The sequence below is a fragment of the Nostoc sp. genome (assembly GCF_036916575.1).
GTDB lineage: Bacteria > Cyanobacteriota > Cyanobacteriia > Cyanobacteriales > Nostocaceae > Nostoc.
In genome coordinates this window covers 200,660-224,706 of the sequence record NZ_JBALGC010000104.1, presented here as the reverse complement: position 1 = coordinate 224,706, position 24,047 = coordinate 200,660, and the positions used below count along the sequence as shown (strand labels likewise).

Sequence of the window (24,047 nt, the reverse complement as noted above, 5' to 3'; positions counted from 1 at the left end):
ATATCAGAGTCAAAATCAATGGCACTATTCGGATTTGGCAAAAAGCAAGTTATGCCCACACCTGAGGAAGCTTTGCCAGGAAGGGCACAGTCTATGTCAGTACCTGCTGCTCATTATGTCAATAAGAATCCTTTAAAAGCTCCTTATCCCGATGGATTAGAGAAAGCAATGTTTGGCTTGGGCTGTTTTTGGGGTGCAGAACGCAAATTCTGGCAACTGAAAGGAGTTTACACCACCGCAGTGGGTTACGCTGCTGGGTTCACACCCAACCCCACCTATGAAGAGGTATGTAGTGGGCGAACTGGTCACAATGAAGTGGTGTTGGTTGTGTTTGATCCAAAAGTAATTAGTTATTCTGAACTGCTCAAAGTGTTTTGGGAAAGCCACAATCCTACCCAAGGAATGCGCCAAGGTAATGATGCTGGCACTCAGTATCGTTCGGGAATTTATGTATATTCTGAAAGTCAAAAGCAGCTAGCAGAAGCATCGCGGGAAGCTTATCAGCAAGCTCTCAACGGTGCAGGTTATGGCAAGATTACCACAGAAATCTTGGATGCACCTGAATTTTATTACGCAGAAGCCTACCATCAGCAATACCTGGCTAAAAATCCCAACGGGTATTGTGGTTTAGGAGGGACAAACGTATCTTGTCCTGTGGGCGTAGTTGAATCGCAAGTGAGTGGATAGAAATGCACTAGCAACTCACAGATGTGTATTTGTGTCAATCTAAAATCAAAACCCTTTTAAAACCTTGTTTCCAGCCTCTGGCTGGAAATGCTCTTCAATTGCGGCTCTGCCGCGAGTAAGGGAGGCGGAGCCTCACAATAGGCATTCCCAGTCAGAGACTGGGAACGAGACAACTAGACAAATACCAGCGAAGGAAGATAATTCTTCACTCCCAACTCCTAACTCCTGTACAGACGCGATTAATCGCGTCTCTACTCCTAACTCCTACAGGACTTACAGTGCAGCTTTGAGCAAAGCGATCGCCCTAACCCACAACATAATACTAATAGGCGCTCCAATTAAAATACCAGCGATCGCCCAGCCTCTTTGATGGGCTTTGAATTGTTCAATACTGCGCCACCGCCTACTTTTCCAAGCCCATTCATTGCCTTTTGCACCAAGAGCGATCGCCATTACCCACCAAGCATTAGGTATAAAACAAAACAATCCATACCAGACTTGATTCGGCCACATCCACAACCAAGGCATCAGAAATGCGCCCCAATTCCAACCGAGAATTTCCTCTGGAACTGTTTCAATGTGATTATTTATCCCGCATCCAGAATTGTTGATTATTTCTTTTAGTGGTAAAAGCTGATTCTTGTTTATAGATTTGACAGCCAGACCAGATTTGAGAGCATTTAGCGCTTGGCTGGCACTAGTAAATCTTTGTTCGGGAGCGGGTTCTATCAACTTTTGTAACCAACTGACAAAACTGGGACTGAGATTAACTCGGTCTGTAAATTGCAGTCGCAAATCCTGCTGAGGTAAATCAGAAGGGGAAGTTCCAGTCAGCAAATGAATTAAAGTCGCTCCTAGTGCATAGAGGTCTGAAGCCGCAACCGCTCGACCACCAAATTGTTCCATTGGGGCATAACCATAAGTACCTACAACGGTAAAAGTAACGCCTTCTCTTGCTGCTTTATCCTGAACTGCGCCAAAATCAACTAAATAAATCCGATTATCTTCGCCCCAGATTAAATTACTCGGTTTAATATCTCTATGTAACACCCCTGGATTCAACTCATGTAGATACGTGAGAATATTTAAAACCTCAACAGCAATTTTTCTAGCTCGCTTTTCACTAAACCTTTTGCCAAGAGCAAGTTTTTCCTTGAGCGACTCACCAGGAATATATTCTTGGATTAAGCCAAACCAGAGTGTGCGATCATCGATACAAAAATAATCTATATATCGAGGGATGCGGGGATGATTTAGCTGTTTAAGAATTTGCGCTTCCCTCTCAAAAAGTTTCAAATCATCCCACTGTACAGTACCGCCAAAGGCCAAAAGTTTGACCACAACGGTAGAATTTTCGCCATTAGAGGCTTGTAAATCCTTTGCTAGCCAAGTTTGACGAATTCCATTGTTGCCGAGTTGGCGCTGGATCTGATAACGGTCTTGTAATATTTGTTCTGCTTGCAGCATCTGATACCTGCTGGCAATTTACGTTGATCTGATTCCCTTATATTCAAGGATAGTCATTATCTACAGAAACTGTGAGAGCCAGATAATTTATTGAAAGCAGTTGAAGATTTCAACTTTGGGGTTCTCTAGAAAATTAATGCGAATTATTGTTCGCATATATTATAGATAACAGTAAAGATTGAAAGTGGCCAAAGAAGCACAACCAAAACAGATTATCATCTATGCCAATCAAGACGGTTACGAGCCGTTTGCAGAGTGGATCGATAATTTACGCGATCAACAAGGAAAACGACGCATCCTGCAACGTCTACGCCGCCTTGAACAAGGCAATTACGGCGATGTTGCGCCGATAGGAGATGGTTTGAGCGAGTTGCGAATGTTCTTTGGTTCTGGTTATCGCGTCTATTTCGGCGAAGATGCTGAAAATATTGTTGTCTTACTCTGTGGAGGCGACAAAAGCACACAGAATCAGGACATCGAGGATGCAAAAGCTTACTGGAAGGAGTACCTAAGCCGTGAGAAAATTTAGAACACTTGATGAATTTGAAGAAGAGTACTTGCGTAAGCACCCGGAAGAAATCGACGATTATTTGACCGAGATATTTCAGGAATATGCACAAGACAACGATTCCGGCGCGTTGTTAGCATCTTTGCGCGCCGTTGCCCATGTACGGGGAATTAGCGAGATAGCCGAGCAAACAGGCATGACACGCCGGGGATTACAAAAAGCCTTATCCAGCAATGGCAACCCGCGCCTTGAAAACGTCAATTCCATCATGAAGGCGCTGGGATATTGTCTCACGCCACAAAAAATCATGCCTCCAGCCGCAGAGTGAATCACATCAGTAGTTATCGATTGTGACACTATTGTGTGCAGATTACGAGCACTAACTAGCAACTTACGTTAAAAAAACATAACTCATTGATTTATGCAAATAAAAGTAGATGCAAAGACTTTAAATTATAGATGAAATTTCAGAAGATTGAAGTGTGATTAGACAATATACAGCTAATTACATTTTAATCAACTTAATTTCAAAGGAAACAAACAATGACTACTAGAAAAATTTCTGAACCGCGTCTGGCTGATTTGGAACTATTTAGCGAAATTTCAGATGAAGCCCAAGCTTCTGTCAGAGGAGGTTTCACAGTAACAGTAAGGCGCGGTGATACGCTATCGGGTTTAGCTAAGGGTTATTGTGAAGATAGTAGTAAGTGGCCTCAAATTTACAAGGCTAATAAAAAGAAGATAGGATCTAACCCCAACCTGATTCGTCCTGGTCAAGTACTTAATATCCCTTGCGTTACGGGCAGGGTTAGGAAGCAAATAGAGTTGACCTAAATATAATCTGCGTGCTTAAAAAATGGTAGAACGTAAATTGAAATTTGGGTCATCCGCCTCACCTTGATTATAACCTTCGGTAATTGTGTTGCAAAAATTTTTTCAAACGCTAACTTTAAGTTTGTAGTATATATGCTTAAAATTTAGATGCAGTGCTTCGCAAATTTTTGTAACACGATTTTCTTGAAGAAAACAACATAATACATATTACCTACAGAGCCAACACTAAATTTTTGATTTAGTGTTGGCTCTATACCCATTCTTTAATTACGAATTACGAATTAGTAATTATTTCGTCAACGTTCATTTGTAGATTGCAGATAATTTTTGCGATAGTAAGCTTGATATTCCACAGACAGCAGAGGTTCCCACCAATCACGATGATTGAGATACCATTCAACAGTTAAACGTAAACCCTCAGCAATCGTTACTGAAGGTGTCCAACCGAGCTGAGTTTTAATTTTGTTCGCATTAATTGCATATCTCCGATCATGTCCCTGTCTATCCTTGACAAAAGTAATCAATTGCTTTGCTGGACATAGTGGGAAATCAGGTGCTAATTCATCCATCATCTGACACAAAAGTTGCACGAGATTAATATTTTCTACCTCATTATTGCCACCAATATTGTATGTCTCCCCTGGTTGACCATGATTGATTACCACATCTAAGGCACGACAATGATCGCCCACATAAAGCCAATCGCGGACATTTTTACCATCACCATAAACAGGTAATGGCTTACCGATCAAAGTGTTGATACACATCAGGGGAATTAGCTTTTCGGGAAACTGATAAGGGCCATAATTATTAGAGCAATTTGTGATAATTGTTGGAAGTTTATAAGTATGATAATAAGCACGGACTAAATGGTCACTACCCGCTTTCGAGGCTGAATAGGGACTATTGGGAGCATAAGGTGTAGTTTCACAAAAAGCTGCATTATCTGCGCCCAGACTACCGTATACTTCATCAGTAGAGACGTGCAAAAAACGATAATCAGATGGCTGTGCTTTTGCCTCCCAATGTTGCCGAAAAGCTTCTAGGAGAGTGAAAGTTCCTACCACATTAGTTTGCACAAAAGCCCCAGGTTCAAGAATCGAACGATCAACATGAGATTCAGCGGCAAAATGAGCGATGGTATCAATATTTTCCGTTGATAATAACTGATCTACAATGGTGCGATCGCAAATATCCCCCTGCACAAACCGAAAATTCTTTCTTCCCTCAACCAGCGTCAAATTCAGACGATTCCCCGCATAGGTAAGAGCATCCAACACCACTACCCGATCATCTGGATAAATCTGACACCAATGATGGACAAAATTTGCCCCAATAAACCCTGCACCCCCCGTAACTAATAACCGCCGACTCATCCAATTTCCTCTCTTGTATCTGTATTCTCAGCGCTTGGAGCGGTTCGTTAAGTAAGCAATAATAAATTAACTATATTACGCAATGTAAAATTAATTAAGCTGGCTCATAGTAAAGACTTGATTCCGTTTACTACAAACCTTTAATTATTCACGCCCACCTATTTATTTAAACCTTAAGATATTTCTTCTTCAGCTTATCGTATATCTTTTGTGCAAATAACTTTACTACACGTCTTTTCGTCAAACTCTTAATATTAGACGGCTGCTGGATTTTGTGGTCAAAAAACTCATTTAACTCATTCAGAATAACTTGGAAACGCTTAATAATATTTTCAGTACGATGTTCAACTAAAAATTCTTCAGACAAGCTAACTGTTACTGAAGAATTAAGTACCTTCATAATACGTTGAACATCATATTCTTGTGAATACCCAGCAATTTTATAGCAATTGAATCCAGGGTCTAAGTAATCTGCCAGTCCACCGTTGACACTAGAAAATACTTGACAACCACAGGCAATAGCTTCCATTGGTTGCAGACCAAATCCTTCACTAACACCCTGTTGTGCCCAGTACTCAGCCGAATCATACAGGTAAACCTTAGCTCGGTTAAATAGTCCAGGTAAATCTTCTACATAAGAGTCAACAACCAATACTTTACAACGTTTTTGCAAGGCTGGAATTAATTCTTTAATTAAATACTCAGAAGACTTCCGAGCTTGAACTAAAACATCAATATCCCGTTCCAGTCCTAAATTTTGAAACTCATCAGAAATTTGATTGGGTAAATAATAAATCAGAGAATTGGGTGATTTTTCTCCCCAATATCCCATTGTATAGCGGCTGACAGTGATGATCGGAATACTCGCTCCTAGTCTGAATGGATAGCCTGGACTATGGGCATGGTAAACGACATTGTATTGCTTAAGTTTAGCCACGAGTTGAGCTATATCAAATCCCCAACTGATAATAAAAATTACATCACTTAAATTTTTCTCTTTTAGCAAATCATCAATAAAAAGCTTACCTTTTTCGCGTTGACGGTAAGTTACAACATCAGCATTACAGAACTGCTGAACCAGATTAAGTGCTTTTAACTCAGCCCAAAGACCACCACAGGCAAATTTGCCATCTGTACCGGGGAGTAAAAAGTAAAGCTTTCTCATTACACAATTCTCTAAGAACAGATTTATAAAGTAAATCTTAAATTTGTAGTAGCTTGTCTACTCTTAGTTAGTGCAATAAATTTTGTAGATTGGGTTGAAATATAAAACCTAACATTCCTGTGATCGTTAAGTTTTGCTTCGCTCTACCCGACCTACATTTAATGCACTAGGAATGAGGAAACAAAAAGCACTTAGAGGATGTTTGAAAAGTATTAGGCGAATATAATTCGCTACTAGACAAACTCTCGTCTTCCTCCGTGGACTAAGAGAAAATCAAGGATTTTTAACCCAGGTCGGTGGGTAAAGTCTGTATAGCCGCACCTGTGCCAGGGTTAGTAATAAATTAGACTTGTTCATTCATCCTCTTAGACTGGTTTCACCGTTTGCCAGAGAGCATCAACCTCAGATGACGTATATGCACTTTCTGACGCAACCCCTGTCATATCCGCGAGGCGTCCAGCAAGAAACGAACGTCCAACCTTGATGATCTCGTTGTCTGGATAAGAGGGATGTACCCATAGCCCAATCTCTAAGGAATGTATTCCATCAGATTCTACATTGAACACAACTTTATGGAACGGTTCGGGAAAGCCTGGTCGGTGCTGGTTACGAAACACTTCCTTAAGAGTGATAGTGGTTTCAAAATGCATGATGAGTTCCTTTACTTTTTACTTTTTAGTTTTTATTCTCGCCAGTTCACCTTTACAAAATGCCCCTGTTTTCCCCAAACGTCGCGTGTACGGGTAATATTTTCAATTGCTAGGTTAAAAGGAATGGCAGTTGTTAGGTAACGCTGTGCCATAGAACCTAAATCAGGTGCGAGTTCAGCGGCTGTCGTCGCTGCCAACCCCAAACCTATAAGTTGCTCGATTGGTCGAAATGGTAGCAACAGATGCACACCTACAGCTAGTCCAGCTGTTAAAAGCATTGCTACTGATAAATTTGTGCCGCAACGAGGATGTACAGCCAAATCCCATTCTCCACTGGTGAGGCGATGTCGAGCAAGTGTGACCGCACGCCGTAAATCACTAATATTCACCTCACCATAGAGGTAGAATCCTTGCTCAGTAGACAAACCGCCTAATAGTTCGTTATCTAGTTGAACGTTAGTAGGTTCTCCTTTGGCAGGATAGGCAGTTTTTGATTCGCTAAGAACCCAAACAGTAGCATGTTCTAAGGCGTGAACCTGCCGCAGCATCAAAATTTCTTTCAACCCTGGAATAAACGATAGCTGTCTGAGTAAGTCGGCATCTTGTGTGGATTGCGGAAAGTCTAAGGGTCGGTATTCTGGGGTCAGAATTTTCTCAGATACAAGTGTCGTAAGATCTAAGTTAAAAAATTCAAAGGGAGACGAGCCACTCTGAAAAGAAGCAGAAGTATTCATTGGAACACTGCTCTCCAAGCCGATGGAGCAACATAGATTTCTTTCAAATGTAACGCTTGCACCACTGAATTGTTGCTAATTTTTGTGGATGATTGTTGAGTTTGGGCATGGGGCATTGGTCATTAGTCATTAGTCATTAGTCATTGATCATTGGGTATTGCTTATTTCTCCCCCTGCTTCCCCTACTCTCCCTGCCCCCTGCCCCTGTGCTTCTTAAAAGTCCCCAATCCCTAATACCTTGCCCAAACCTTTAATTTTTCGTTGCTGATGCGTAAGTCCTACATCTGTTCTGCTGAATTTGAAAAGGAATTCTGATCTTTGTTATAGTTTCCGAGTCCGAAGGTCAGCTGGTTCCACTAACATAAACTCCGGCTGAGTGAAGGACTCGGAACTTTTGGTAGAGTGTTCACACTGAAAACTTAGGCGTGAGGAGGGGAACAATCAGTAAACCTCATTCATTGGCTCTTTAGTATACCAGACCAGAGCTATTACGTTGCTACGAGTAAATTATTTATTCGCTCTGGTTAGGCAGAAGACAGCAATTGACATCATTCAAACAGACTTTGCCCCACTGTAAAGCCCAGCGGACAAGAGCTACTCGATTTTCTGTCTCAGTCTTGGTGAGAATATTACTGATATGGTTATCAACTGTACGCTTGCTAATCTCCAGTTTTCCTGCAATCTCTTGGTTAGTTAAGCCAGCGGCCACTAAGTCGATAATTTGCAGTTCTCTGTCTGACAGACTAACGGGGGTCTCAGACTTGCCACCAGCCATGACTATTTCTATCCTCCCTTGGTATATGTACTTAATCGCTCTTTTTAATTCTAGAGGATTCTTTTGTTGGTAGGGGTTTCAAGTGTTAGCAGTAATACTATTGTCAATATTTTCTTTGGATTTAAAGTTGACAGAAATATAAACTATAAATTTTTTTGTATAAAATTAAGCATTTTCATAAAAGATATTAAGTTTATTCACTGAGATAATTTTAGAGAGTATTAAAAGCATATACATGTTATTGGAGTAGTTAAAATTGCTATTTAATTCTATGAAGGACTGGCGACAGATTAGCAAAAATTATTATAGATTTTATACTGTAAATTCCTAATCCCAAATCGAAATCTAAAATTGAAAATGAGATGAGCAATCCCCGTGTTTTGTGCCTTGGTGAAATTTTGTTTGATTGTTTAGCCGATCAATTGGGGCTAAAGCTGGAAGAAGTGAAATCTTGGACTCCCTACCCAGGAGGGGCACCAGCTAACGTAGCCTGTGCTTTAGTCAAGCTGGGGACGACAGCGGGATTTATCGGAGCCGTTGGCGAAGATGAAGCAGGGAATGCACTGGTCAAGCTATTACAAGATGTAGGTGTAGAGACGACGGGGGTACAACGCCATCCCACAGCACCAACACGGCAAGTTTATGTTACACGGGATCTGGCTGGCGATCGCACCTTCGCTGGATTTGGTCAGTATGATACCGCAGAATTTGCCGATACTCGCCTGCAAGCTAAACAATTGCCAAATTCGCTGTTTCAAGAGGCAGATTTTCTGGTTTTGGGTACTTTGGAATTAGCCTATCCTGAAAGTGAACAGGCAATTTACCGCGCCTTAAAGTTAGCAGAACATTACGACTTGAAGATTGTGCTGGATGTCAACTGGCGTCCTGTATTTTGGGACGAGCCAAACATCGCTCATCAAAAAATTCCAGAATTATTTAAGCGAGTCGATTTCCTCAAACTCTCCAAAGAAGAAGCTGAATGGCTATTTGAAACTACAGATCCCGGAGCCATCACTTACCGTCTGGCTTCAATTGAAGGAGTACTAGTAACAGATGGGGAAAACGGTTGCACCTACTGTCTAGGTGAGAACGAAGGCAAATTACCTTCGTTTTCTATCCCCGTAGTTGATACAACTGGTGCAGGAGATAGCTTTTTGGCAGGATTCATCCACCAACTGAATCAGCACGGCATCCACAGCTTGCGGGATGCAGAAACAGCAAAACGTATTGTTACCTATGCCAGTGCTGTTGGGGCGCTGACTACGATTAAACCAGGTGCGATCGCATCTCAACCGACTGCTGCTGAAGTCGAAGCTTTTCTAGCCACACATCAACTCTAGGAACTAGCATAAGCGACTGGGATATCAGCCACCAAAGGCTGATACTCCGGGCTAGAAAATGGACGAAAATCTTCATGCCATTCTGCGGTCATATTGCACAATAAACGCAGTTGGAGAGCTGTCGGTACTGGGTTAACGCGCTCAACTTTTACTTTTACAAGTTCGGGATTTTTATTCTTGAGTTTAAAAACATCATCTACAATATATCGAGGGCAATAACCTACGATGTAATGATCCTCAGTGCATAAAAGCAATGCACGCGGGTCGTAGGGATTTTGAAATTCGTTAGCTAAATATAATACTTCACCCGTTTCTAATTGATTAATTCGTTCAGTTGCACAAGCAGGAAGATGTCGCAGTCCATGTACAAAAAAATGGATATGGTATAAACCATTTTCATCTGGTTCTGGACAGGGGAAAACTTCAAAATAATCTGTTACCTTGCGTCCACCACTACGAGAAAGAATGCTAACTGGCTCGTCTTCACCTTCAGGAATATTTAGCGATTCAATATAATCTTTGTAGTCAGGGCGAGAGCGTCGCATTAATCGATTAGAAAACAAGGGGAAAAGTTCAACTGATGTGTATTCTTTGTTTAAGTATGGGAAGGAATACAATAGCTGAAAATTATGTTCAGTTTGAGCTTTTACAGCACCTTGTGTATATACAAATTGATATTTTTTTCCGTCAAATGTTAAGCGACCAATGGGAAGCCAAGCGCGACTTTTAGGATCTTGCCAAGCTAAAAAAAGTGTTTTCATAGTAGGGTGTCCAGCAGCTTACTTTGATTTAACTCCAATATTTTTTGTGCAAATTCAATTGCTGTTTGCGATATGCGATTAGATGGAATACGCTTAAAAAGCTCTAACGTATCATTACTTGACACCCTTGCTAAATTATTTAACCATACCCTGGCTGCATCTGGATACCGTTGTTGCGCTTCACAAAATGCATTAAAAGCCTTGAGCTTGAGGGGTTTTTGATCACCAACTCTAGCATACAATGCAGAATCGCATCTTTCTACATACGCTTGGACAGAAAAGCCAGCGTCTTTCGTGGTTAGCCTGTTTTTTTCCGTCGCATGACTAATTCCCTTTGGTGGTGTCCAGTTGATGGGCAAATTTAGTGAAGCATCTCCGATAACATTGAATACATTATCTATTGTGTGTTGGAATAGGTCTTTAGAATCTTGTGGATAATTGGATACTATCCTAGCCAGAACTTCATTACCAAGGCTGAGAATTGCACCTGGTTGAGGCGGCAAAAATGAAGGTGAAACAATGCCATTGTCGCCATTGTATACCGCCAGTTCATAATCAGCATGAGGTAAACCTAGTAACTCGCACAACTCGGCTGCAATCTTTTCTGCCCAATCTTCTGCTGTGTTTGGTCTAGCTTTCTTGAATAGACAACGACCTAAATCCTGATGACGAAACCAGAACTTTTCTTTTGTTCCCAAATCCTCATTAGCCTCTCGGGCATCTAGGGGAACCTCAATAAGACGAAACTGCTCTGGCATAATTTTTGGAAAAGCCTGATTTAGAGCAAATTATTAACTTCACATATCCTTAAATGTGTAACAGTCAATGGTTAGCCTTAGCTCGTTGCCACAGAGTATCAACAGTCACAAACTCATAGCCTTGTTGTAGTAACTGCGGAATCAGGATTTGAATTGTGGCAGCAACATCTTCTCCACCGCAAGCACCATCATGCAAAACAATAAGCGAACCATTTTTGACCTGCTGCATAACTCGCTCTACCACGGTGGTTACGCCTGGTCGCACCCAGTCTTCTGGTACAACGCTCCACATAACTGGGCGGTAATTCCACTGAAAGAATAATTTTAAAGTCGCAGGTGTAAATAAACCATTGGGGGGGCGGACATCTCGCACTTGTTCAGGTTGGAGATTGCAGGCATTGTAGATGGCAGCTTGGGTTTTTTCTAAACTGTCCTTCAGGTCATTTGGGGAAAGCATCGGAAAAGAACGATGATCGTAGCCATGTAATCCGATCCAGTGTCCGCGATCGCTAACAGCTTTAGCGATCGCTGGTGAACGGTTGACGCAAACACCCAACCAAAAAAAACTAGCTGTAATCTTGTAACGGTCTAATACTGCCAAGACTTCGGGTGTGTATTCAGGATGGGGCCCATCATCGAATGTAAGTGCGATCGCTTTAGAATCGGGATTTCCAGCCCAAAGGCAGTTGGGAAAACTCGGTTGGAGAATGCGGTAGAAAATGGGGAATAGGGGAGCTAGCTGCATAAAGTTTTTTCTTTTTTGCGTAATCTTGCATAACTACACTGATTACTTAATATGAGACTGTTAAGCGTGGGAACGACAGCTTAACTCGCTTATATCTGGAACTTATGCACTGTACAAATAGAGAGTTCTAGATATAAGCGCTCCTTACACGTTAAAACATCAGAGCGATCGCTTTGATAAATGAAGATTGCTGAGTAATTTTTAATTCACTCATAACTCAGCACTTAAGACTCACCACTGAGTGTGGTCAATCACCACCCCCAAGTTAGTTGGGAAAGGTCGGCTGGAGAATGTCAATGCTCTATTTTCTAAAAAATCTCTAAGAGCAATACTTTTTGACCTACCACTGGTCTCAATTGAGGATAAATCTCCGAATAAACACTGGATGAAATGTTAATGTTGTTCAAAGATATACGAGATTATCAAATTTCATTTCTGGGCTTATTCCTAGTTGTGGGAATCGGTACACGAGACTGGACGTTGCGACCAGAGTTGATTGGGGTATTAATCGCCACTTGTATAGTAACCCAATGGATATTCTCGCGGGTAACAGGCAAAGAACAAATACCCAATCTTCGCAGTGCTTTAATAACCTCGCTAGGACTGGGCCTGCTGTTGCGGGCTGATCACTGGACAACAATGGTAATAGCGGCAGCAAGTGCGATCGCAAGCAAATTTCTGTTGAAATTCGGTAATAAGCATTTCTTCAACCCTGGTAATTTTGGCATCATTTCCGCCTTGGTTCTGACCTCCGATGCCTGGGTTTCGCCGGGACAATGGGGTGAAGAGTGGTGGTATGCGCTCTTATTCGCCGGAACTGGTGGCATGACTTTGCAGCGCATTGGTCGCTGGGACACCACAGCAGCTTTTTTGGGTGCCTACTCTTTGCTGGAAGCCATTCGCAATCTCTGGCTGGGTTGGACTTGGGATGTTTACTGGCATCGACTGATGAGTGGGTCTTTACTGCTGTTCGCCCTATTTATGATTACAGATCCGCGATCAATTCCCAATTCCCGAATTGGGCGGGTAGTTTGGGCATTTTGTATCGCCGGATTAACTTTCATCCTGCGAAATTATTTCTTTGTTTCCACCGCAGTCTTCTGGGCACTATTTGCCCTTGCCCCGTTGACCATTCTATTAGATGTTCTCTGGTTAGCCCCCCGGTTTTCTTGGCAACACACAGATGAAGGAGCAGGGGAAGCTGTTCTTGAGCAAGGGGAGAACTTCCTTACTCAACACTCCTAACTCCTGTACAGACGCGATTAATCGCGTCTCTACTCTTAACTCAGCACCAAAAAGTAGAGGTATAAAATGAAATTTTTGCGACTGTTGACGCCATTATTGTTGGTAATTGTAGCTGTTTTGTGCTTTGCACCCGCAGCTTGGGCATTTTGTGGATTTTATGTAGCCAAAGCTGATACGAAGCTGTACAACAAAGCTTCTCAAGTGGTGATCGCACGCAATGGCGATCGCACTGTCTTGACAATGGCAAACGACTACCAAGGCGAAGTCAAAGATTTTGCAATCGTAGTACCAGTGCCAACAGTGCTGCAAAAAGAGCAAGTTCGTGTAACTGAACCGAAGATTATCGAGCGCCTAGATGCTTTTAGTGCGCCGCGATTGGTGGAATATTTTGACCCAGATCCTTGTGCCCCACTACCACGATTTTTTGATAAACTATCTTTCGCAAGCGGAGCAGTAGCTAATAGTGCGGAAGTTCAGAGAAGCGATCGCAGTTTGGGTGTGACGGTGGAAGCGCGTTTCAACGTGGGCGAATACGACATTGTCATCCTCAGTGCCAAAGAATCTGGCGGACTGGAAACTTGGCTGACAAACAATGGCTACAAAATTCCTCAAGGGGCGAAACAGTTACTTCAGCCCTATATCCGTTCCTCAATGAAATTCTTTGTTGCCAAAGTCAACTTGGATAAATTCGAGGAATCTGGCTACCAATTCCTCCGTCCGCTACAAATTTCCTATCAATCACCCAAGTTCATCTTGCCAATTCGTTTAGGCATGATCAATGCCACTACAGAGCAAGATTTAATTGTCTATATCCTCTCGCCTCAAGGAGAGGCAGAAATCGCTAACTATCGGACGGTGAAAATTCCCTCCAACGTCAATATTCCGGTATTTATCAAAAATGAATTTGGTGAATTCTACAAATCTCTATTCCAAACCGCTTACACCAAAGAAGGCAAAAGAGTTGGTTTTTTGGAATACGCTTGGGATATGGGTAGTTGCGATCCTTGTTCTGCTGAACCCTTGACTCCAGAGGAACTTAAGGAAGCAGGCGTATTTTGGCTCAATGATAATTCTCCAACTGCTGTGCCACCATTCCGCAAGCTTGTTTTTCCCTCTTTTAACAGTAACGTCTTCATCTCCCGTCTGCATGTACGCTACACCCGCGACACATTCCCTGAAGACTTGACTTTCCTACAAACTGCCGACCGTGAATTATTCCAAGGGCGTTATATTTTGCAGTATCCATTTGAAGGGGAAGTTAAGTGTGAGGCAGGTAAAAAATACAGACAGTCTTTGCCCAAGCGTTTTGAACAAGAAGCCCAGACTCTAGCTAGGTTAACCAACGGGAATATCCAAGATATTCGCAATAAAATGAAGCTGAGTGTCGGAAATCTCACATATTCCTTCTGGGAAAATTTCTTGTCTAACTTTGGATTTGATTGAAGAAAGTGAGGAGTAGGGATGAGGGAGACAAGGAGAGAAGTCTGAGTGCTGACTTCCAGCGATCAGAACTTCGGAGGACAAGGGAGACATAAATAAATAAGCAATGCCCAATGCCCTGTTTGCCCAATCCCTATTACCCCTAATCTCCACTCCCTCCGGGAGCGGGGGCCCCGAGTTCCTCAATGCCCAATGATCAAATCTTGACGAAAGGTATTTTTTAGGGCGTTGTTATAGGCAATACTAAGATATTCTTGCTTTCTTCGCCAAGATTGTCATGGTTCAATTCGATGAACAGCTACACTGCTTAGTTACCGAAGCCTGTGGACACCCACCTGGAAGTCCTCAGCGTCAGAAGCTGCTCACGCAAATTATTCGCTTGACAGCAAGTAGACTTTGGAGAGAAAGTACTCCATACTATCAAGATGCACTACAACAAACTTGGTTGTATTTCTGCCGCAATGTTTGTGAAGGTTTGACAGGTCAAATCTATGACCCCACCTATGGCAGTGTCATCACCTGGCTGAATGCTTACCTAAAACGGAGACTACAAGACTTTTACATTAACCAGAACCGGGAACAAGCCACAACAGTCCCTCCTTGGGTTCGTCAGTCTACATCGGGTGGAATAAGTGAAACCATTGATCCTATAGATAACCTCCCAGCTACCCCCCAAGCACCTCCCATTCTGGAAGAATTGGAGACATGGATTAAGACAGATTCTGAAGGAGAACTGCGTGATACTTACATTAAAGGGCGTCCAGATGTGAATTGTCAGGTTTTAATTCTCAGACGCCTACCCCCGGAAGTTAGCTGGAAAGAATTATCTGAGGAATTTGGGCTGTCAATTCCAACATTAAGTAGTTTTTATCAGCGCCAGTGTCTACCACGTTTGCGTAAATTCGCTGAATTGGAGGGATTGTTATAACAATTCAAAATTCATGCATTCGTCTTGGAAAGTTCTAGGCTTTCACTGCCTTTTTGCGTAAGTTCTGTGATTTTTGAAATACATGTAGGTGTGTTAGCAATCGCGTAAGGCATCATGTCAAGCTTGTGCGTTACGCTTTGCTAAGACACCTTACAAAACTACTGAGATTTTTTCAAAAACAATTTACGATTTCTATAGTATAACGCACCATTGAAATAATCGAATATCAAAGACAAACTTGTCAATGTCAGCATTGCAAGTGAGTCGAAAGCGAATCAAATACAAAGCCTATATCACTTGCTAATAGACAAAACCCAATCGCCTAAAAGTTGGTTTACTCTATCGGGTACTTCATCATGGGGACAATGACCCGCTGTTAAGAAATGTTCTGTGAGTTCAGGATAATATTGACGAAATTTTAGGGAACGTTCTCTAGCATTTATCCAAGGGTCAGCTTCTCCCCACAACATCAACAGAGGACAAGTTAATTGCTTTAGTAGCACGTCAACTTTTTCCCCTTGAGGAGTGCTAAAGACTGATACAAATACTTCCATCGCACCAGGATCGGAAGCAGGACGAGAAATTTCTTCTACCAATTGGTCTGTAATTGCACTCTTGTCAAGATAAAGTTTTTCTAGAGTTTGACGGATCACCCAAGGTTGTCGCACGTATTGAAATAACAGAGATTGAGCTAAAGGTTGTTGAAAAATCCACTTAGTACCGTCATCAATAAATTTCTGCAAAGTAGCGGGTTGTTTGGGAGCCTGAATTTCTGATTGTAAAGCTTCAGGCTCAGATTTAGGTTGGCTTTCGCTAAAAGGGCCAGCACTATTGAGTAACACTAAACCAGCGGCACTGTTGGGAGGCTGTGCTGCAACACACAAGCAAGCGTAGCCACCAAGGGAATTACCCGCTAATACTGCTTTTTGACCAATTACTTTACTAATAAAATCATGGAGTTGGTCGCGCCACAAGTCGCCGCTGTACTGCAAATTTGGTTTTGCCGATCGCCCAAATCCCAAAAGGTCGATCGCAAATACTTCAAAATCTTGACACAATCCTGTGATATTCTTGCGCCAGTGGTCTGTGGAAGCACCAAATCCATGTACCAAAAGCAAAGGCGGACGTTGCGATTGTTTTTCTCCCGCACACACATAGTAAACGCTGTGCCCTCGCCACTGCCAATATTTACCAGGAATTGGGGTTGTAGAGGAGGCTGTAGTTGCCTGCATAATTTAAAGAAGTGTTAAGTTGCTTTTAATAATTGTAGGCTAGGTGAGGGAGTAGGAGTAGGGACTGGGGAACTCGGGCCCCCTCAAAGGGAGTGGGGATTAAGGGTAATGGGGATTGGGGAGATGAGCTATGCCCTATGACTAATAACTAATGACTAGTAACTAATGACTAAAGAAAGATTAATTACAGGCAAAACTAAACTAATAGGAGTCATTGGACATCCGGTGGAACATTCGCTATCGCCAGTGATGCATAATGCAGCGATCGCTCATTTAGGATTAGATTACGTTTATCTCCCCTTTCCAATCGAACCACAAAATTTAGAAGTGGCGATCGCAGGTTTCGCCGCTATTGGGGTTGTCGGCTTTAATGTCACAATACCTCATAAACAGGCAATCATACCCCTACTCTCAGAAATTACACCTCTGGCTCAAGCTATAGGCGCAGTGAATACTGTTAGTCGCCAAGATAATAAATGGGTGGGGACAAACACAGATATAGAAGGATTTATCGCTCCTTTGCAGACAACGTATAAGCAGGATTGGAATCAGAAGGTAGCGGTAATTTTAGGCAATGGTGGCGCAGCAAGAGCAGTTGTAGCAGGTTGTCACCAGCTAGGTTTTGCCAAAATTCACGTTGTTGGGCGGAATGTGCAGAAATTACAAGAATTTGGCAAGAGTTGGAACAATTCAACCATAAGTGAGAATTTACAAGTTGATCAATGGGAAGAACTTTCAAAGCTAATTCCCCAAGCTAATTTGCTGGTAAACACAACCCCTATAGGTATGTATCCCAACGTTGATAAGTCGCCTTTGAGTGTAGAGGAAATAGCGAATTTACCAACGGGTGCGATCGCTTACGATTTAATATATATCCCTAAACCGACGCAATTTCTAAAGCAAGCAGAAAAACAAGGTGCAATTGCGATCGATGGATTAGAAATGCTAGTTCAACAAGGGGTAGCAGCATTAAAAATCTGGTTGCAGCAGGAAACTGTGCCTGTAGAAGTGATGCGCCAAGCGTTGATAAACCATCTAGGTTTGGGTTGATGGAGAAACAATTTAATCGCGCTGCATCGCAGACAGGGTAAACTCGATGCGCGATCGCTGACGTTTAAGACATTAATTCTTGCCAACTAGCCGTTGATTGTGAGTGGGCATTCTTCATGCCGCACCAGTTGAAAAACGTTCAAATCTCACAACCTGTGTTCTGGTGGGTGATCGTTGGAGGATGTGTAGCGAATTGGCAGAACGGTAGATGTTAGATTAGACTTACTTAAAGCCAACAAAAGCACTTTTAATGTAGACAATCTAATGAATAAAGATTTTTTGATTGAGCAGATAAAAAAGAGAGAAGTTTTTGAAAAAGCTTATGTATATACCATTTCTTACAGAATTAATTGTGATTCTTACTGTAACTTTATTGAGATAGATTACTATAGGCAAAATAAAGAAAAATTGTTTCAAGAAATTAAATTATCTCTTGAAAATCCAAACTTATATGATGCAGAAACAGCATTTTCTTACTATCTACCAAAATCAGATATGTTCTTTAGGAGAATGATATATACTCCATTTAAAGACTTAGTAATCAAATTTATTTTTGTATCTGTATTAGCTGAACTATTAGATTTTACGTTTGTTCAAAATTGCTTTTCATATCGCCTTGAGAGAAATAGTGAAAAAAATAAAAAATCTAAGGGATATTTATATAAGCCTTACTATGAAGGTTTTAAAGAATTTATACATTGGCAATTAGCACAAGTTGAGAACAATAATTGTATGTTGAAAACCGATATATCATCTTTTTATGATTCTATATCGCACGAATACTTACTATTAGCGATTTCAAGACAAATTAATATAGGAAAAGATACACCTTTTTTGATTTTTTTTGGTAAAACATTAAAGTTCAAAATTTGTTACTACTCAATTGTGGATGGGAAACTTAGTGAAACACATAATAGTCAAGGTATACCGATAGGAAATGAAGCCGAGGGATTTATAGCCAATATATTTCTGAAAGAAGCCGATGAAGCATTATTTAACTTGGGTATAAACTTTGGAAGATATGTAGATGATTTCCGCATTTTTACTGTTTGTAAAAATGATGCGGTGAAAGCTTCAATAATATTACAAGAATTTCTTTTAAAGATAGGGATAAATTTGAATGCTTCAAAAACCAAGGTTATAGAAGCTGAGGAAGAAATAATTAATTTTATTGAAGAGTCAAAGGAAAGTGGAGTTTCTGCAATGCCATTTCAAGAAGAGGAATATGATGAAAGTAAGCAAGAAAAAAAGGTAGACAAGATAGACCTAATAAAAGAAATTGATTCAGAAAAAGTAAGTATGCATAAAAAATCTTATTATTCAGACCATCAAACAGGATTTTTGAAAATAGAAGATATTGATAATGAGGATAAAGCAAAACAATTTGGTAAGTTTTTGAATGAAATTCCATTAGGCATAGAGCTAAAAACTCAAATATTTAGTGAGCATGTAGAATGGCTTTATCAATTATCGAAAAAGTATCCAAAACATTGGAAGTTATACTCTTGGTTATTTGTAAAGTTTTTATCTCAAGATTATAGTGATGATGTTCAAAGGATTAGCCTTAAATATCTTTTCGCTGTATTTGATGATGAGCTTGTAAATACATTTATCAAGACTAGAATCATTCATCATCTAGTTAAGCCACGAAAAGGGGCATTAACTTATGTAGAAATAATGTCTACAAGAAAAAATATAAAACAAAGAATTATTGAACACATAACTAAGTTAATGAAAATCAGTTGTATGGCATTACAATTGAACTGTATATATGCTTATTATCTACTTTTCAAAGATCATCGACAATTAGAAGATTTTGTATCTAAAAGTTTAAAACGTCCAATACCAGAACCAATCCAAAATGCTGTTTATCAGATTGGAACTTTATGTTTCCAAGGTTCTTCACGGTTAGTCTCTTTTGAAGAAATTTTGGAAGAGAGTGAAATAGAAAATGAATCTGAAAGTATTATTTTTCAGTAAAATGAATACGTTAAAAGTCAATTTCTGGGTCAGGAGTTTCATAAATAATAAGAAAGGTTTTTGCTCTTGTTGCTCCGATATATTTGTTTGCAATATCCCATTTACTTGGGATTAATGTTTTTGTCTTCTCAAAGAATAGGATTATAACATCACTTTCCAGTCCCTTATACATCCCTACATTCGACCACTGAAGAGTATTTGGATCTTTATTAGAAAATGAATACTGCTTGAGATGAAAACGATTGATATGTAAATCATCTGAAAGTATGGATTTAACCAATGGATACATATCAGTTAATATAACAATTTGGTTAGGAATAATATTTTCTTTATCAACTAAATTTAGAATATCTTCTTCTAAAATATTAAATATCTGATTTGTCTCTTGATATAGTCGTTGTACAACATTTCTTCCCTCAATAGATGAACTTTTTATTGGATGAGTACAGGATACAAATGGCTCTGCATATTTAAATATTTTGTCAGTATTTCGGCAGTTTTTATCCAAAACATTTGGGATTACCGCAAGTGCAAATTTATTTGCATTTTTTGAAATATTTTGATTACTATCTTGAAAAATGTAAAATATTCCATCATCTGGAATCAACTTGTTCAAGCCATTAATTTCCTGATACTCAAAGTCTTGTCCTTCATCAACAATGATTGCTGTAAACTCAAATTTAACCTTATAATTTTTTGTCTTTATTTCTTCATAGCTATAAACCACGCAGTACCCTGATTGGATTTCATGTTGCAATGATGCTGCAAGATATAGTGAAAGATTATTAGATTTACAAATTACTAACGTTTTTATCTTATGTTGACACAACCTTCTAGCTTTTTCTATTGCTAATTGAGTCTTACCTGAACCAGCACATCCTAAAATTATGCATTTAGAATGATGATACAGGTAATCCAAGATGTTGAATTGTTGCTCTGTTAATTGAAGAATCTCTTCTTTTATCTCACTAATATCATTAGCGATATATTTTCTAAACTTAGTACTTGGAGATATAAGGTTAACAATTTTTTCTGTCCGATTCTTTCCAAGTTTTATAACTTTTCCTTTCGCGTAGTAACTGAAAACGGAAGAAACCCAACTGTTAACATTTTTTATTTGAGGACGTAAAAGTAATATTTCTTGTGGTGCTTCCGAAGGTAGTCCATTTATAACTTCATCGACATCAGGGAAAGCTACACATTGTCCAATACAGAAATCTTGCACTGAAAATTCGCTGTATTTACTAAGAAACTCTAGAAACTTATATCTAATCTGTCTAACTTGCTCAAATGGAGATATTTTCATCCTAATTTGGTTCTGATACCAAGCCTTATCAACAGAATCATATCTGATCTCTCCTGCTTTAGCTTCTACTACAAGTATTCCTTTATCAGGATGAATAATTATGAAGTCAGCTTCTCTGTCTTGAACAACATATTTGATATGCTGCCACCATGCTCCATGAAAAACAATATAATCATCAGCAAGGTCTTTTGCAAAAAATTGAAATAGTTTCTTTTCAGCACTGCTCTTTGTCGTTAACGATAGTTTTTCGGGAATCATTCTTGCCATAACAATTCAATTCCAAGTTAAGATAATTAGCTCCTTTGCAATATTACTCTGTACATTATCATTTAGTCATTCATTATGTTACATTACGATAACAATCTAATGGAATATTAATCAAGCTTTATCATGGTACTGCGATCACAGCCAAAATGAAATAAAAATATAAAGCTGTGTACCAAGGAACTGAGTAGTTGTCGATCACAATCGGCAAAACTGGCGTGACCAGAGTTTATTTTGACCGATATAACGTCTTTACAGAACACATCATTGATGTCATTTATTCCGTTTATGTTTGCTCAACCCAAAATACTTTTATCATGGCTTGTATTATTACTAAGTTTTGCAAGTTTACTTCTTAGTTCTTGGATTATTGTTTCTGCTCCAAATATGTTTTTACTCACCTTAGCAGTGGGAGCGCCAGAAGTCAGTCCTTGGTTATTGTTATTAAATTTGCTCTCTTTATTGTTTTCTTTCTTCTACATCCGTCACCGGAAACTACAGCGTTTAGCTTGTATTTTCAGTTTGATAGGATTGTTAATTTGTGGATGGGTGTTAGTGAATATTCCACTAACTCAAATACAGATGGCTAAAGCGATGAAACAAGGGTTGGGAACAAATTATCTAGAGCAAATTCCAGTCCAAGTAAGAGCTAAGATGCAAACTCATCCCTTTAACTTAGTTAATTTTTTCGGGGGTATTGCATTAGGCCAAACACGTCATCAAAAAGATATTCTTTTTGCTTCTCCTGCGGGAGTGCCTTTAAAAATGGAAGTTTACCAACCCCCAGAGGTAGGGAAATATCCAGCAGTGGTAGTAATTTATGGTGGAGCTTGGCAATATGGTAATCCTCACGCAAACTCCGAGTTTAATCAATATATCGCTCATCAAGGATATACAGTATTTGCGATCAACTATCGACACGCACCTAAATATCGGTTTCCAGCTCAGTTAGATGACGTGCGTACAGCCCTAAATTTTATTCGCAAACATGCAGCTGAATATGAAGCCGATCCAGAACGTATGGTACTTTTAGGACGTTCTGCGGGAGCACACCTAGCAATGCTAGCTGCTTATCAACCAGATGCACCACCCATTCGTGGTGTGGTCAACTATTACGGGCCTGTTAACTTAACTGAAGGATACAAAATACCACCAAATCCCGATCCGATCAACACCCACGCTGTTTTAAAAACATTTCTCGGTGGTTCTCTAGAAGAATTGCCTAATCAGTATAAAATTGCTTCACCGATAAATTATCTGACACACCCTTTACCATCAACTTTATTAATTTACGGCAGTCGCGATCATTTAGTGCAAGCGCAATTTGGCAAACAAATGTACGAAAGTTTACATAATTCTGGTAATACTGCGGTTTTTCTAGAAATTCCTTGGGCAGAACACGTTTTTGATGCGGTTTTCAACGGTGTAAGCAATCAATTAGCGTTATATTATACCGAGAGATTTTTGGCTTGGGCGTTGTTTAAGCAATAATTTCATTAACTTACAGCAGCAGTCAGAGCTTAAAGCCTCATTAATGGAGTTTAAAGACTCAATGATTTACTCCTAACTCCTGTACAGACGTGATTAATCGCGTCTCTCCTCACTCCTCACTATTTTTGCGGCCAGCGCCAATTGTAGCGATTCCATTCATATATTCCTTGAATTTCATACTCAGCGCCGTTGAAGAAGCGGACGACGCAATTAGTAGAGGTATCATCACCGTTGCTAATTTCCTCAACCTGAATCACCATACAAGGAAACCATTCGCGCTTACAAGGCCCATCCTCTTGCACCCATTCCCATAGTGCATTAGAAACTTCAATGCGATCGCCTACTCTCAGCTTTAGCGCATCCTCAAAATAAGAATACTTATCAAAATGATATGACTCAACACGATTGAGCCACTGTAAACCATAGCGTTGCCGAATAAATTGTACTGTTCCAGAGTCATTTTCTAGCAGCCAGTCGTTGAGTAATTGCACTTTCCAAGTGCGGTTGCGTTGTTCTTCATCCTTAACAAACTCTAAAAATGCTTCTAACTCCTCTGGGGTAAGTTCGTCTAAGGGATTAGCAATACCTGACGCCGCAGAGGTAGAATTTCCCTGAATTAGCTCGACGACTTGCAATAATATCTGTTTCTGCGTGTCAGTGAGAGGACAGCTTGCTATATCACAATCATTAAAGGCTGCAAGCATAGCTACTTCAATCTCATCTGGAGTCATAAGTTAATAGCAATTGAGGATTTATTTCCCTAATTATTACAAAAGTTAAATTAAAGTCTCCAATCCCCTTGTAGTTAAATTCAGGTAAGCTGAGGTTATAAATTACATATTGTTGGATTAAGTCACGGGGTCTTTTATGCGCTTGCGCTCACTCACGGTCGTTTTTATTTCCTGTCTCATCACCTTTCTATCGTGGGTGATCACTCCTGCTGCTGTAGCGTTGACACAGATTAAATTATTTGATGTTTCTTATAAAGATTGTCCACCAGAACTCGCACAAGGGGCTGTTATTAGTAGTGGTAGCGCGGCTGCCAATTGTTTTCTGGTCATTGGCAAAGCAGAAAATGGCACTAATAAAACAGTCTACGACGCAGATATTTTTGGACGCATCTATGATGCTAACAATGACTCGGTGATGCAAAACCGCACTCGCTTAGGTTCTATTGGTGAGGTGCCACCAGGCATTAGCGATTTTGAATTTAGAATTTCTGTACCTGCGAATCAGCCTACTCCGTTGAAGCTGAAGCAATTTAAAGCAGCCGGATTTAGCGGTCAAGTGCGACGTTAATAGATACTTTAA

Annotated in this window: 24 protein-coding genes; 12 read left to right on the top strand and 12 right to left on the bottom strand. The window is 40.2% G+C overall.

Features of this window, described 5'->3' with window-relative positions; genetic code table 11:
- Nucleotides 1–18 precede the first annotated feature (18 nt).
- Nucleotides 19–687: a peptide-methionine (S)-S-oxide reductase MsrA gene (gene msrA, locus V7L29_RS22490; protein WP_334736852.1), complete on the top strand. Its 669-nt coding sequence runs from the start codon at nucleotides 19–21 to the stop codon at nucleotides 685–687.
- Between the two features lie 273 nt (nucleotides 688–960).
- Here msrA and V7L29_RS22485 read toward each other — a convergent pair whose 3' ends face one another.
- Nucleotides 961–2,154, bottom strand: a complete 1,194-nt coding sequence (locus V7L29_RS22485; protein ID WP_334736851.1) for a serine/threonine protein kinase — start codon at nucleotides 2,152–2,154, stop codon at nucleotides 961–963.
- 184 nt (nucleotides 2,155–2,338) lie between these two features.
- Here V7L29_RS22485 and V7L29_RS22480 point away from each other — a divergent pair, with 184 nt between their 5' ends.
- From V7L29_RS22480 to V7L29_RS22470, 3 genes are all read left to right on the top strand, one after another.
- Entirely contained in the window at nucleotides 2,339–2,683 is a 345-nt protein-coding gene (locus tag V7L29_RS22480) for a type II toxin-antitoxin system RelE/ParE family toxin (protein WP_334736872.1), read from the top strand.
- On the top strand, nucleotides 2,670–2,990 hold the full coding sequence (locus tag V7L29_RS22475) for an addiction module antidote protein (protein ID WP_334736850.1): 321 nt from the start codon (nucleotides 2,670–2,672) through the stop codon (nucleotides 2,988–2,990). The genes V7L29_RS22480 and V7L29_RS22475 overlap by 14 nt, the downstream gene beginning before the upstream one ends.
- A gap of 215 nt (nucleotides 2,991–3,205) precedes the next feature.
- Entirely contained in the window at nucleotides 3,206–3,496 is a 291-nt protein-coding gene (locus tag V7L29_RS22470) for a LysM peptidoglycan-binding domain-containing protein (protein WP_334736849.1), read from the top strand.
- 296 nt (nucleotides 3,497–3,792) lie between these two features.
- Here V7L29_RS22470 and rfbB read toward each other — a convergent pair whose 3' ends face one another.
- The 5 genes from rfbB to V7L29_RS22445 all read right to left on the bottom strand — a co-directional run bounded on the left by rfbB (nucleotide 3,793) and on the right by V7L29_RS22445 (nucleotide 8,196).
- On the bottom strand, nucleotides 3,793–4,872 hold the full coding sequence (gene rfbB / locus V7L29_RS22465) for a dTDP-glucose 4,6-dehydratase (RefSeq protein WP_334736848.1): 1,080 nt from the start codon (nucleotides 4,870–4,872) through the stop codon (nucleotides 3,793–3,795).
- A 166-nt stretch (nucleotides 4,873–5,038) separates the two neighbouring features.
- Nucleotides 5,039–6,037, bottom strand: a complete 999-nt coding sequence (locus V7L29_RS22460; RefSeq protein WP_334736847.1) for a glycosyltransferase — start codon at nucleotides 6,035–6,037, stop codon at nucleotides 5,039–5,041.
- A 365-nt stretch (nucleotides 6,038–6,402) separates the two neighbouring features.
- Nucleotides 6,403–6,603 carry a hypothetical protein gene (locus V7L29_RS22455; protein WP_334736846.1) on the bottom strand — a complete coding sequence of 67 codons (201 nt, stop codon included), beginning with the start codon at nucleotides 6,601–6,603 and terminating at the stop codon, nucleotides 6,403–6,405.
- A gap of 116 nt (nucleotides 6,604–6,719) precedes the next feature.
- Nucleotides 6,720–7,421 carry a DUF6391 domain-containing protein gene (locus tag V7L29_RS22450; RefSeq protein WP_334736845.1) on the bottom strand — a complete coding sequence of 234 codons (702 nt, stop codon included), beginning with the start codon at nucleotides 7,419–7,421 and terminating at the stop codon, nucleotides 6,720–6,722.
- A gap of 511 nt (nucleotides 7,422–7,932) precedes the next feature.
- Nucleotides 7,933–8,196, bottom strand: coding sequence for a helix-turn-helix domain-containing protein (locus V7L29_RS22445; RefSeq protein ID WP_334690352.1), 264 nt, complete (start codon nucleotides 8,194–8,196; stop codon nucleotides 7,933–7,935).
- 362 nt (nucleotides 8,197–8,558) lie between these two features.
- Here V7L29_RS22445 and V7L29_RS22440 point away from each other — a divergent pair, with 362 nt between their 5' ends.
- The gene (locus V7L29_RS22440) at nucleotides 8,559–9,536 is read left to right on the top strand and encodes a carbohydrate kinase family protein (protein WP_334736844.1); all 978 of its coding nucleotides are present in this window, start codon (nucleotides 8,559–8,561) and stop codon (nucleotides 9,534–9,536) included.
- Here V7L29_RS22440 and V7L29_RS22435 read toward each other — a convergent pair.
- The 3 genes from V7L29_RS22435 to V7L29_RS22425 form a co-directional block, all read right to left on the bottom strand.
- A complete protein-coding gene (locus V7L29_RS22435; protein ID WP_334690350.1) occupies nucleotides 9,533–10,297 on the bottom strand; it encodes an HIRAN domain-containing protein in 765 nt (254 codons plus the stop codon). The genes V7L29_RS22440 and V7L29_RS22435 overlap by 4 nt on opposite strands.
- Entirely contained in the window at nucleotides 10,294–11,055 is a 762-nt protein-coding gene (locus V7L29_RS22430; protein WP_334736843.1) for a HipA-like protein, read from the bottom strand. Before V7L29_RS22430 ends, V7L29_RS22435 begins: the two co-directional genes overlap by 4 nt.
- A 64-nt stretch (nucleotides 11,056–11,119) precedes the next feature.
- Complete coding sequence (locus V7L29_RS22425) at nucleotides 11,120–11,800, bottom strand: polysaccharide deacetylase family protein (RefSeq protein ID WP_334736842.1); 681 nt, start codon at nucleotides 11,798–11,800, stop codon at nucleotides 11,120–11,122.
- 396 nt (nucleotides 11,801–12,196) lie between these two features.
- Here V7L29_RS22425 and V7L29_RS22420 point away from each other — a divergent pair, with 396 nt between their 5' ends.
- The 3 genes from V7L29_RS22420 (at nucleotide 12,197) to V7L29_RS22410 (ending at nucleotide 15,413) form a co-directional block, all read left to right on the top strand.
- On the top strand, nucleotides 12,197–13,045 hold the full coding sequence (locus tag V7L29_RS22420; RefSeq protein ID WP_334690347.1) for an RnfABCDGE type electron transport complex subunit D: 849 nt from the start codon (nucleotides 12,197–12,199) through the stop codon (nucleotides 13,043–13,045).
- A 66-nt stretch (nucleotides 13,046–13,111) separates the two neighbouring features.
- Nucleotides 13,112–14,488, top strand: coding sequence for a DUF2330 domain-containing protein (locus tag V7L29_RS22415; RefSeq protein ID WP_334736841.1), 1,377 nt, complete (start codon nucleotides 13,112–13,114; stop codon nucleotides 14,486–14,488).
- Between the two features lie 274 nt (nucleotides 14,489–14,762).
- Nucleotides 14,763–15,413, top strand: a complete 651-nt coding sequence (locus tag V7L29_RS22410) for a sigma-70 family RNA polymerase sigma factor (protein ID WP_334690345.1) — start codon at nucleotides 14,763–14,765, stop codon at nucleotides 15,411–15,413.
- Nucleotides 15,414–15,706: 293 nt separating this feature from the next.
- Here the strand turns inward: V7L29_RS22410 and V7L29_RS22405 are convergent, their stop codons facing one another.
- On the bottom strand, nucleotides 15,707–16,645 hold the full coding sequence (locus tag V7L29_RS22405) for an alpha/beta fold hydrolase (RefSeq protein WP_334736840.1): 939 nt from the start codon (nucleotides 16,643–16,645) through the stop codon (nucleotides 15,707–15,709).
- Nucleotides 16,646–16,810: 165 nt separating this feature from the next.
- Here V7L29_RS22405 and V7L29_RS22400 point away from each other — a divergent pair, with 165 nt between their 5' ends.
- On the top strand, nucleotides 16,811–17,695 hold the full coding sequence (locus V7L29_RS22400) for a shikimate dehydrogenase (protein WP_334736839.1): 885 nt from the start codon (nucleotides 16,811–16,813) through the stop codon (nucleotides 17,693–17,695).
- Nucleotides 17,696–17,959: 264 nt separating this feature from the next.
- Nucleotides 17,960–19,675, top strand: a complete 1,716-nt coding sequence (locus V7L29_RS22395; RefSeq protein ID WP_334736838.1) for an RNA-directed DNA polymerase — start codon at nucleotides 17,960–17,962, stop codon at nucleotides 19,673–19,675.
- 10 nt (nucleotides 19,676–19,685) lie between these two features.
- On the opposite strand, the gene V7L29_RS22390 is transcribed toward V7L29_RS22395, so the two are convergent.
- Nucleotides 19,686–21,248: a nuclease-related domain-containing DEAD/DEAH box helicase gene (locus V7L29_RS22390; RefSeq protein WP_334736837.1), complete on the bottom strand. Its 1,563-nt coding sequence runs from the start codon at nucleotides 21,246–21,248 to the stop codon at nucleotides 19,686–19,688.
- A 285-nt stretch (nucleotides 21,249–21,533) separates the two neighbouring features.
- On the opposite strand from V7L29_RS22390, the gene V7L29_RS22385 reads away from it, so the two are divergent.
- Entirely contained in the window at nucleotides 21,534–22,736 is a 1,203-nt protein-coding gene (locus tag V7L29_RS22385; protein ID WP_334736871.1) for an alpha/beta hydrolase, read from the top strand.
- Nucleotides 22,737–22,855: 119 nt separating this feature from the next.
- Here the strand turns inward: V7L29_RS22385 and V7L29_RS22380 are convergent, their stop codons facing one another.
- The gene (locus tag V7L29_RS22380) at nucleotides 22,856–23,467 is read right to left on the bottom strand and encodes a hypothetical protein (RefSeq protein WP_334690339.1); all 612 of its coding nucleotides are present in this window, start codon (nucleotides 23,465–23,467) and stop codon (nucleotides 22,856–22,858) included.
- Between the two features lie 136 nt (nucleotides 23,468–23,603).
- Between V7L29_RS22380 and V7L29_RS22375 the strand changes: the two genes are divergently transcribed.
- Complete coding sequence (locus tag V7L29_RS22375; RefSeq protein WP_334736836.1) at nucleotides 23,604–24,035, top strand: biotin carboxylase; 432 nt, start codon at nucleotides 23,604–23,606, stop codon at nucleotides 24,033–24,035.
- Nucleotides 24,036–24,047 lie beyond the last annotated feature (12 nt).

Bases quoted from the DNA above. Each gene is read 5' to 3' on its own strand.
- msrA (WP_334736852.1), top strand. From the start codon at position 19: ATGGCACTATTCGGATTTGGCAAAAAGCAAGTTATGCCCACACCTGAG.
- V7L29_RS22485 (WP_334736851.1), bottom strand. From the start codon at position 2,154: ATGCTGCAAGCAGAACAAATATTACAAGACCGTTATCAGATCCAGCGC.
- V7L29_RS22470 (WP_334736849.1), top strand. From the start codon at position 3,206: ATGACTACTAGAAAAATTTCTGAACCGCGTCTGGCTGATTTGGAACTA.
- rfbB (WP_334736848.1), bottom strand. From the start codon at position 4,872: ATGAGTCGGCGGTTATTAGTTACGGGGGGTGCAGGGTTTATTGGGGCA.
- V7L29_RS22460 (WP_334736847.1), bottom strand. From the start codon at position 6,037: ATGAGAAAGCTTTACTTTTTACTCCCCGGTACAGATGGCAAATTTGCC.
- V7L29_RS22450 (WP_334736845.1), bottom strand. From the start codon at position 7,421: ATGAATACTTCTGCTTCTTTTCAGAGTGGCTCGTCTCCCTTTGAATTT.
- V7L29_RS22445 (WP_334690352.1), bottom strand. From the start codon at position 8,196: ATGGCTGGTGGCAAGTCTGAGACCCCCGTTAGTCTGTCAGACAGAGAA.
- V7L29_RS22440 (WP_334736844.1), top strand. From the start codon at position 8,559: ATGAGCAATCCCCGTGTTTTGTGCCTTGGTGAAATTTTGTTTGATTGT.
- V7L29_RS22435 (WP_334690350.1), bottom strand. From the start codon at position 10,297: ATGAAAACACTTTTTTTAGCTTGGCAAGATCCTAAAAGTCGCGCTTGG.
- V7L29_RS22430 (WP_334736843.1), bottom strand. From the start codon at position 11,055: ATGCCAGAGCAGTTTCGTCTTATTGAGGTTCCCCTAGATGCCCGAGAG.
- V7L29_RS22425 (WP_334736842.1), bottom strand. From the start codon at position 11,800: ATGCAGCTAGCTCCCCTATTCCCCATTTTCTACCGCATTCTCCAACCG.
- V7L29_RS22420 (WP_334690347.1), top strand. From the start codon at position 12,197: ATGTTGTTCAAAGATATACGAGATTATCAAATTTCATTTCTGGGCTTA.
- V7L29_RS22415 (WP_334736841.1), top strand. From the start codon at position 13,112: ATGAAATTTTTGCGACTGTTGACGCCATTATTGTTGGTAATTGTAGCT.
- V7L29_RS22410 (WP_334690345.1), top strand. From the start codon at position 14,763: ATGGTTCAATTCGATGAACAGCTACACTGCTTAGTTACCGAAGCCTGT.
- V7L29_RS22405 (WP_334736840.1), bottom strand. From the start codon at position 16,645: ATGCAGGCAACTACAGCCTCCTCTACAACCCCAATTCCTGGTAAATAT.
- V7L29_RS22400 (WP_334736839.1), top strand. From the start codon at position 16,811: ATGACTAAAGAAAGATTAATTACAGGCAAAACTAAACTAATAGGAGTC.
- V7L29_RS22395 (WP_334736838.1), top strand. From the start codon at position 17,960: ATGAATAAAGATTTTTTGATTGAGCAGATAAAAAAGAGAGAAGTTTTT.
- V7L29_RS22390 (WP_334736837.1), bottom strand. From the start codon at position 21,248: ATGGCAAGAATGATTCCCGAAAAACTATCGTTAACGACAAAGAGCAGT.
- V7L29_RS22385 (WP_334736871.1), top strand. From the start codon at position 21,534: ATGTTTGCTCAACCCAAAATACTTTTATCATGGCTTGTATTATTACTA.
- V7L29_RS22380 (WP_334690339.1), bottom strand. From the start codon at position 23,467: ATGACTCCAGATGAGATTGAAGTAGCTATGCTTGCAGCCTTTAATGAT.
- V7L29_RS22375 (WP_334736836.1), top strand. From the start codon at position 23,604: ATGCGCTTGCGCTCACTCACGGTCGTTTTTATTTCCTGTCTCATCACC.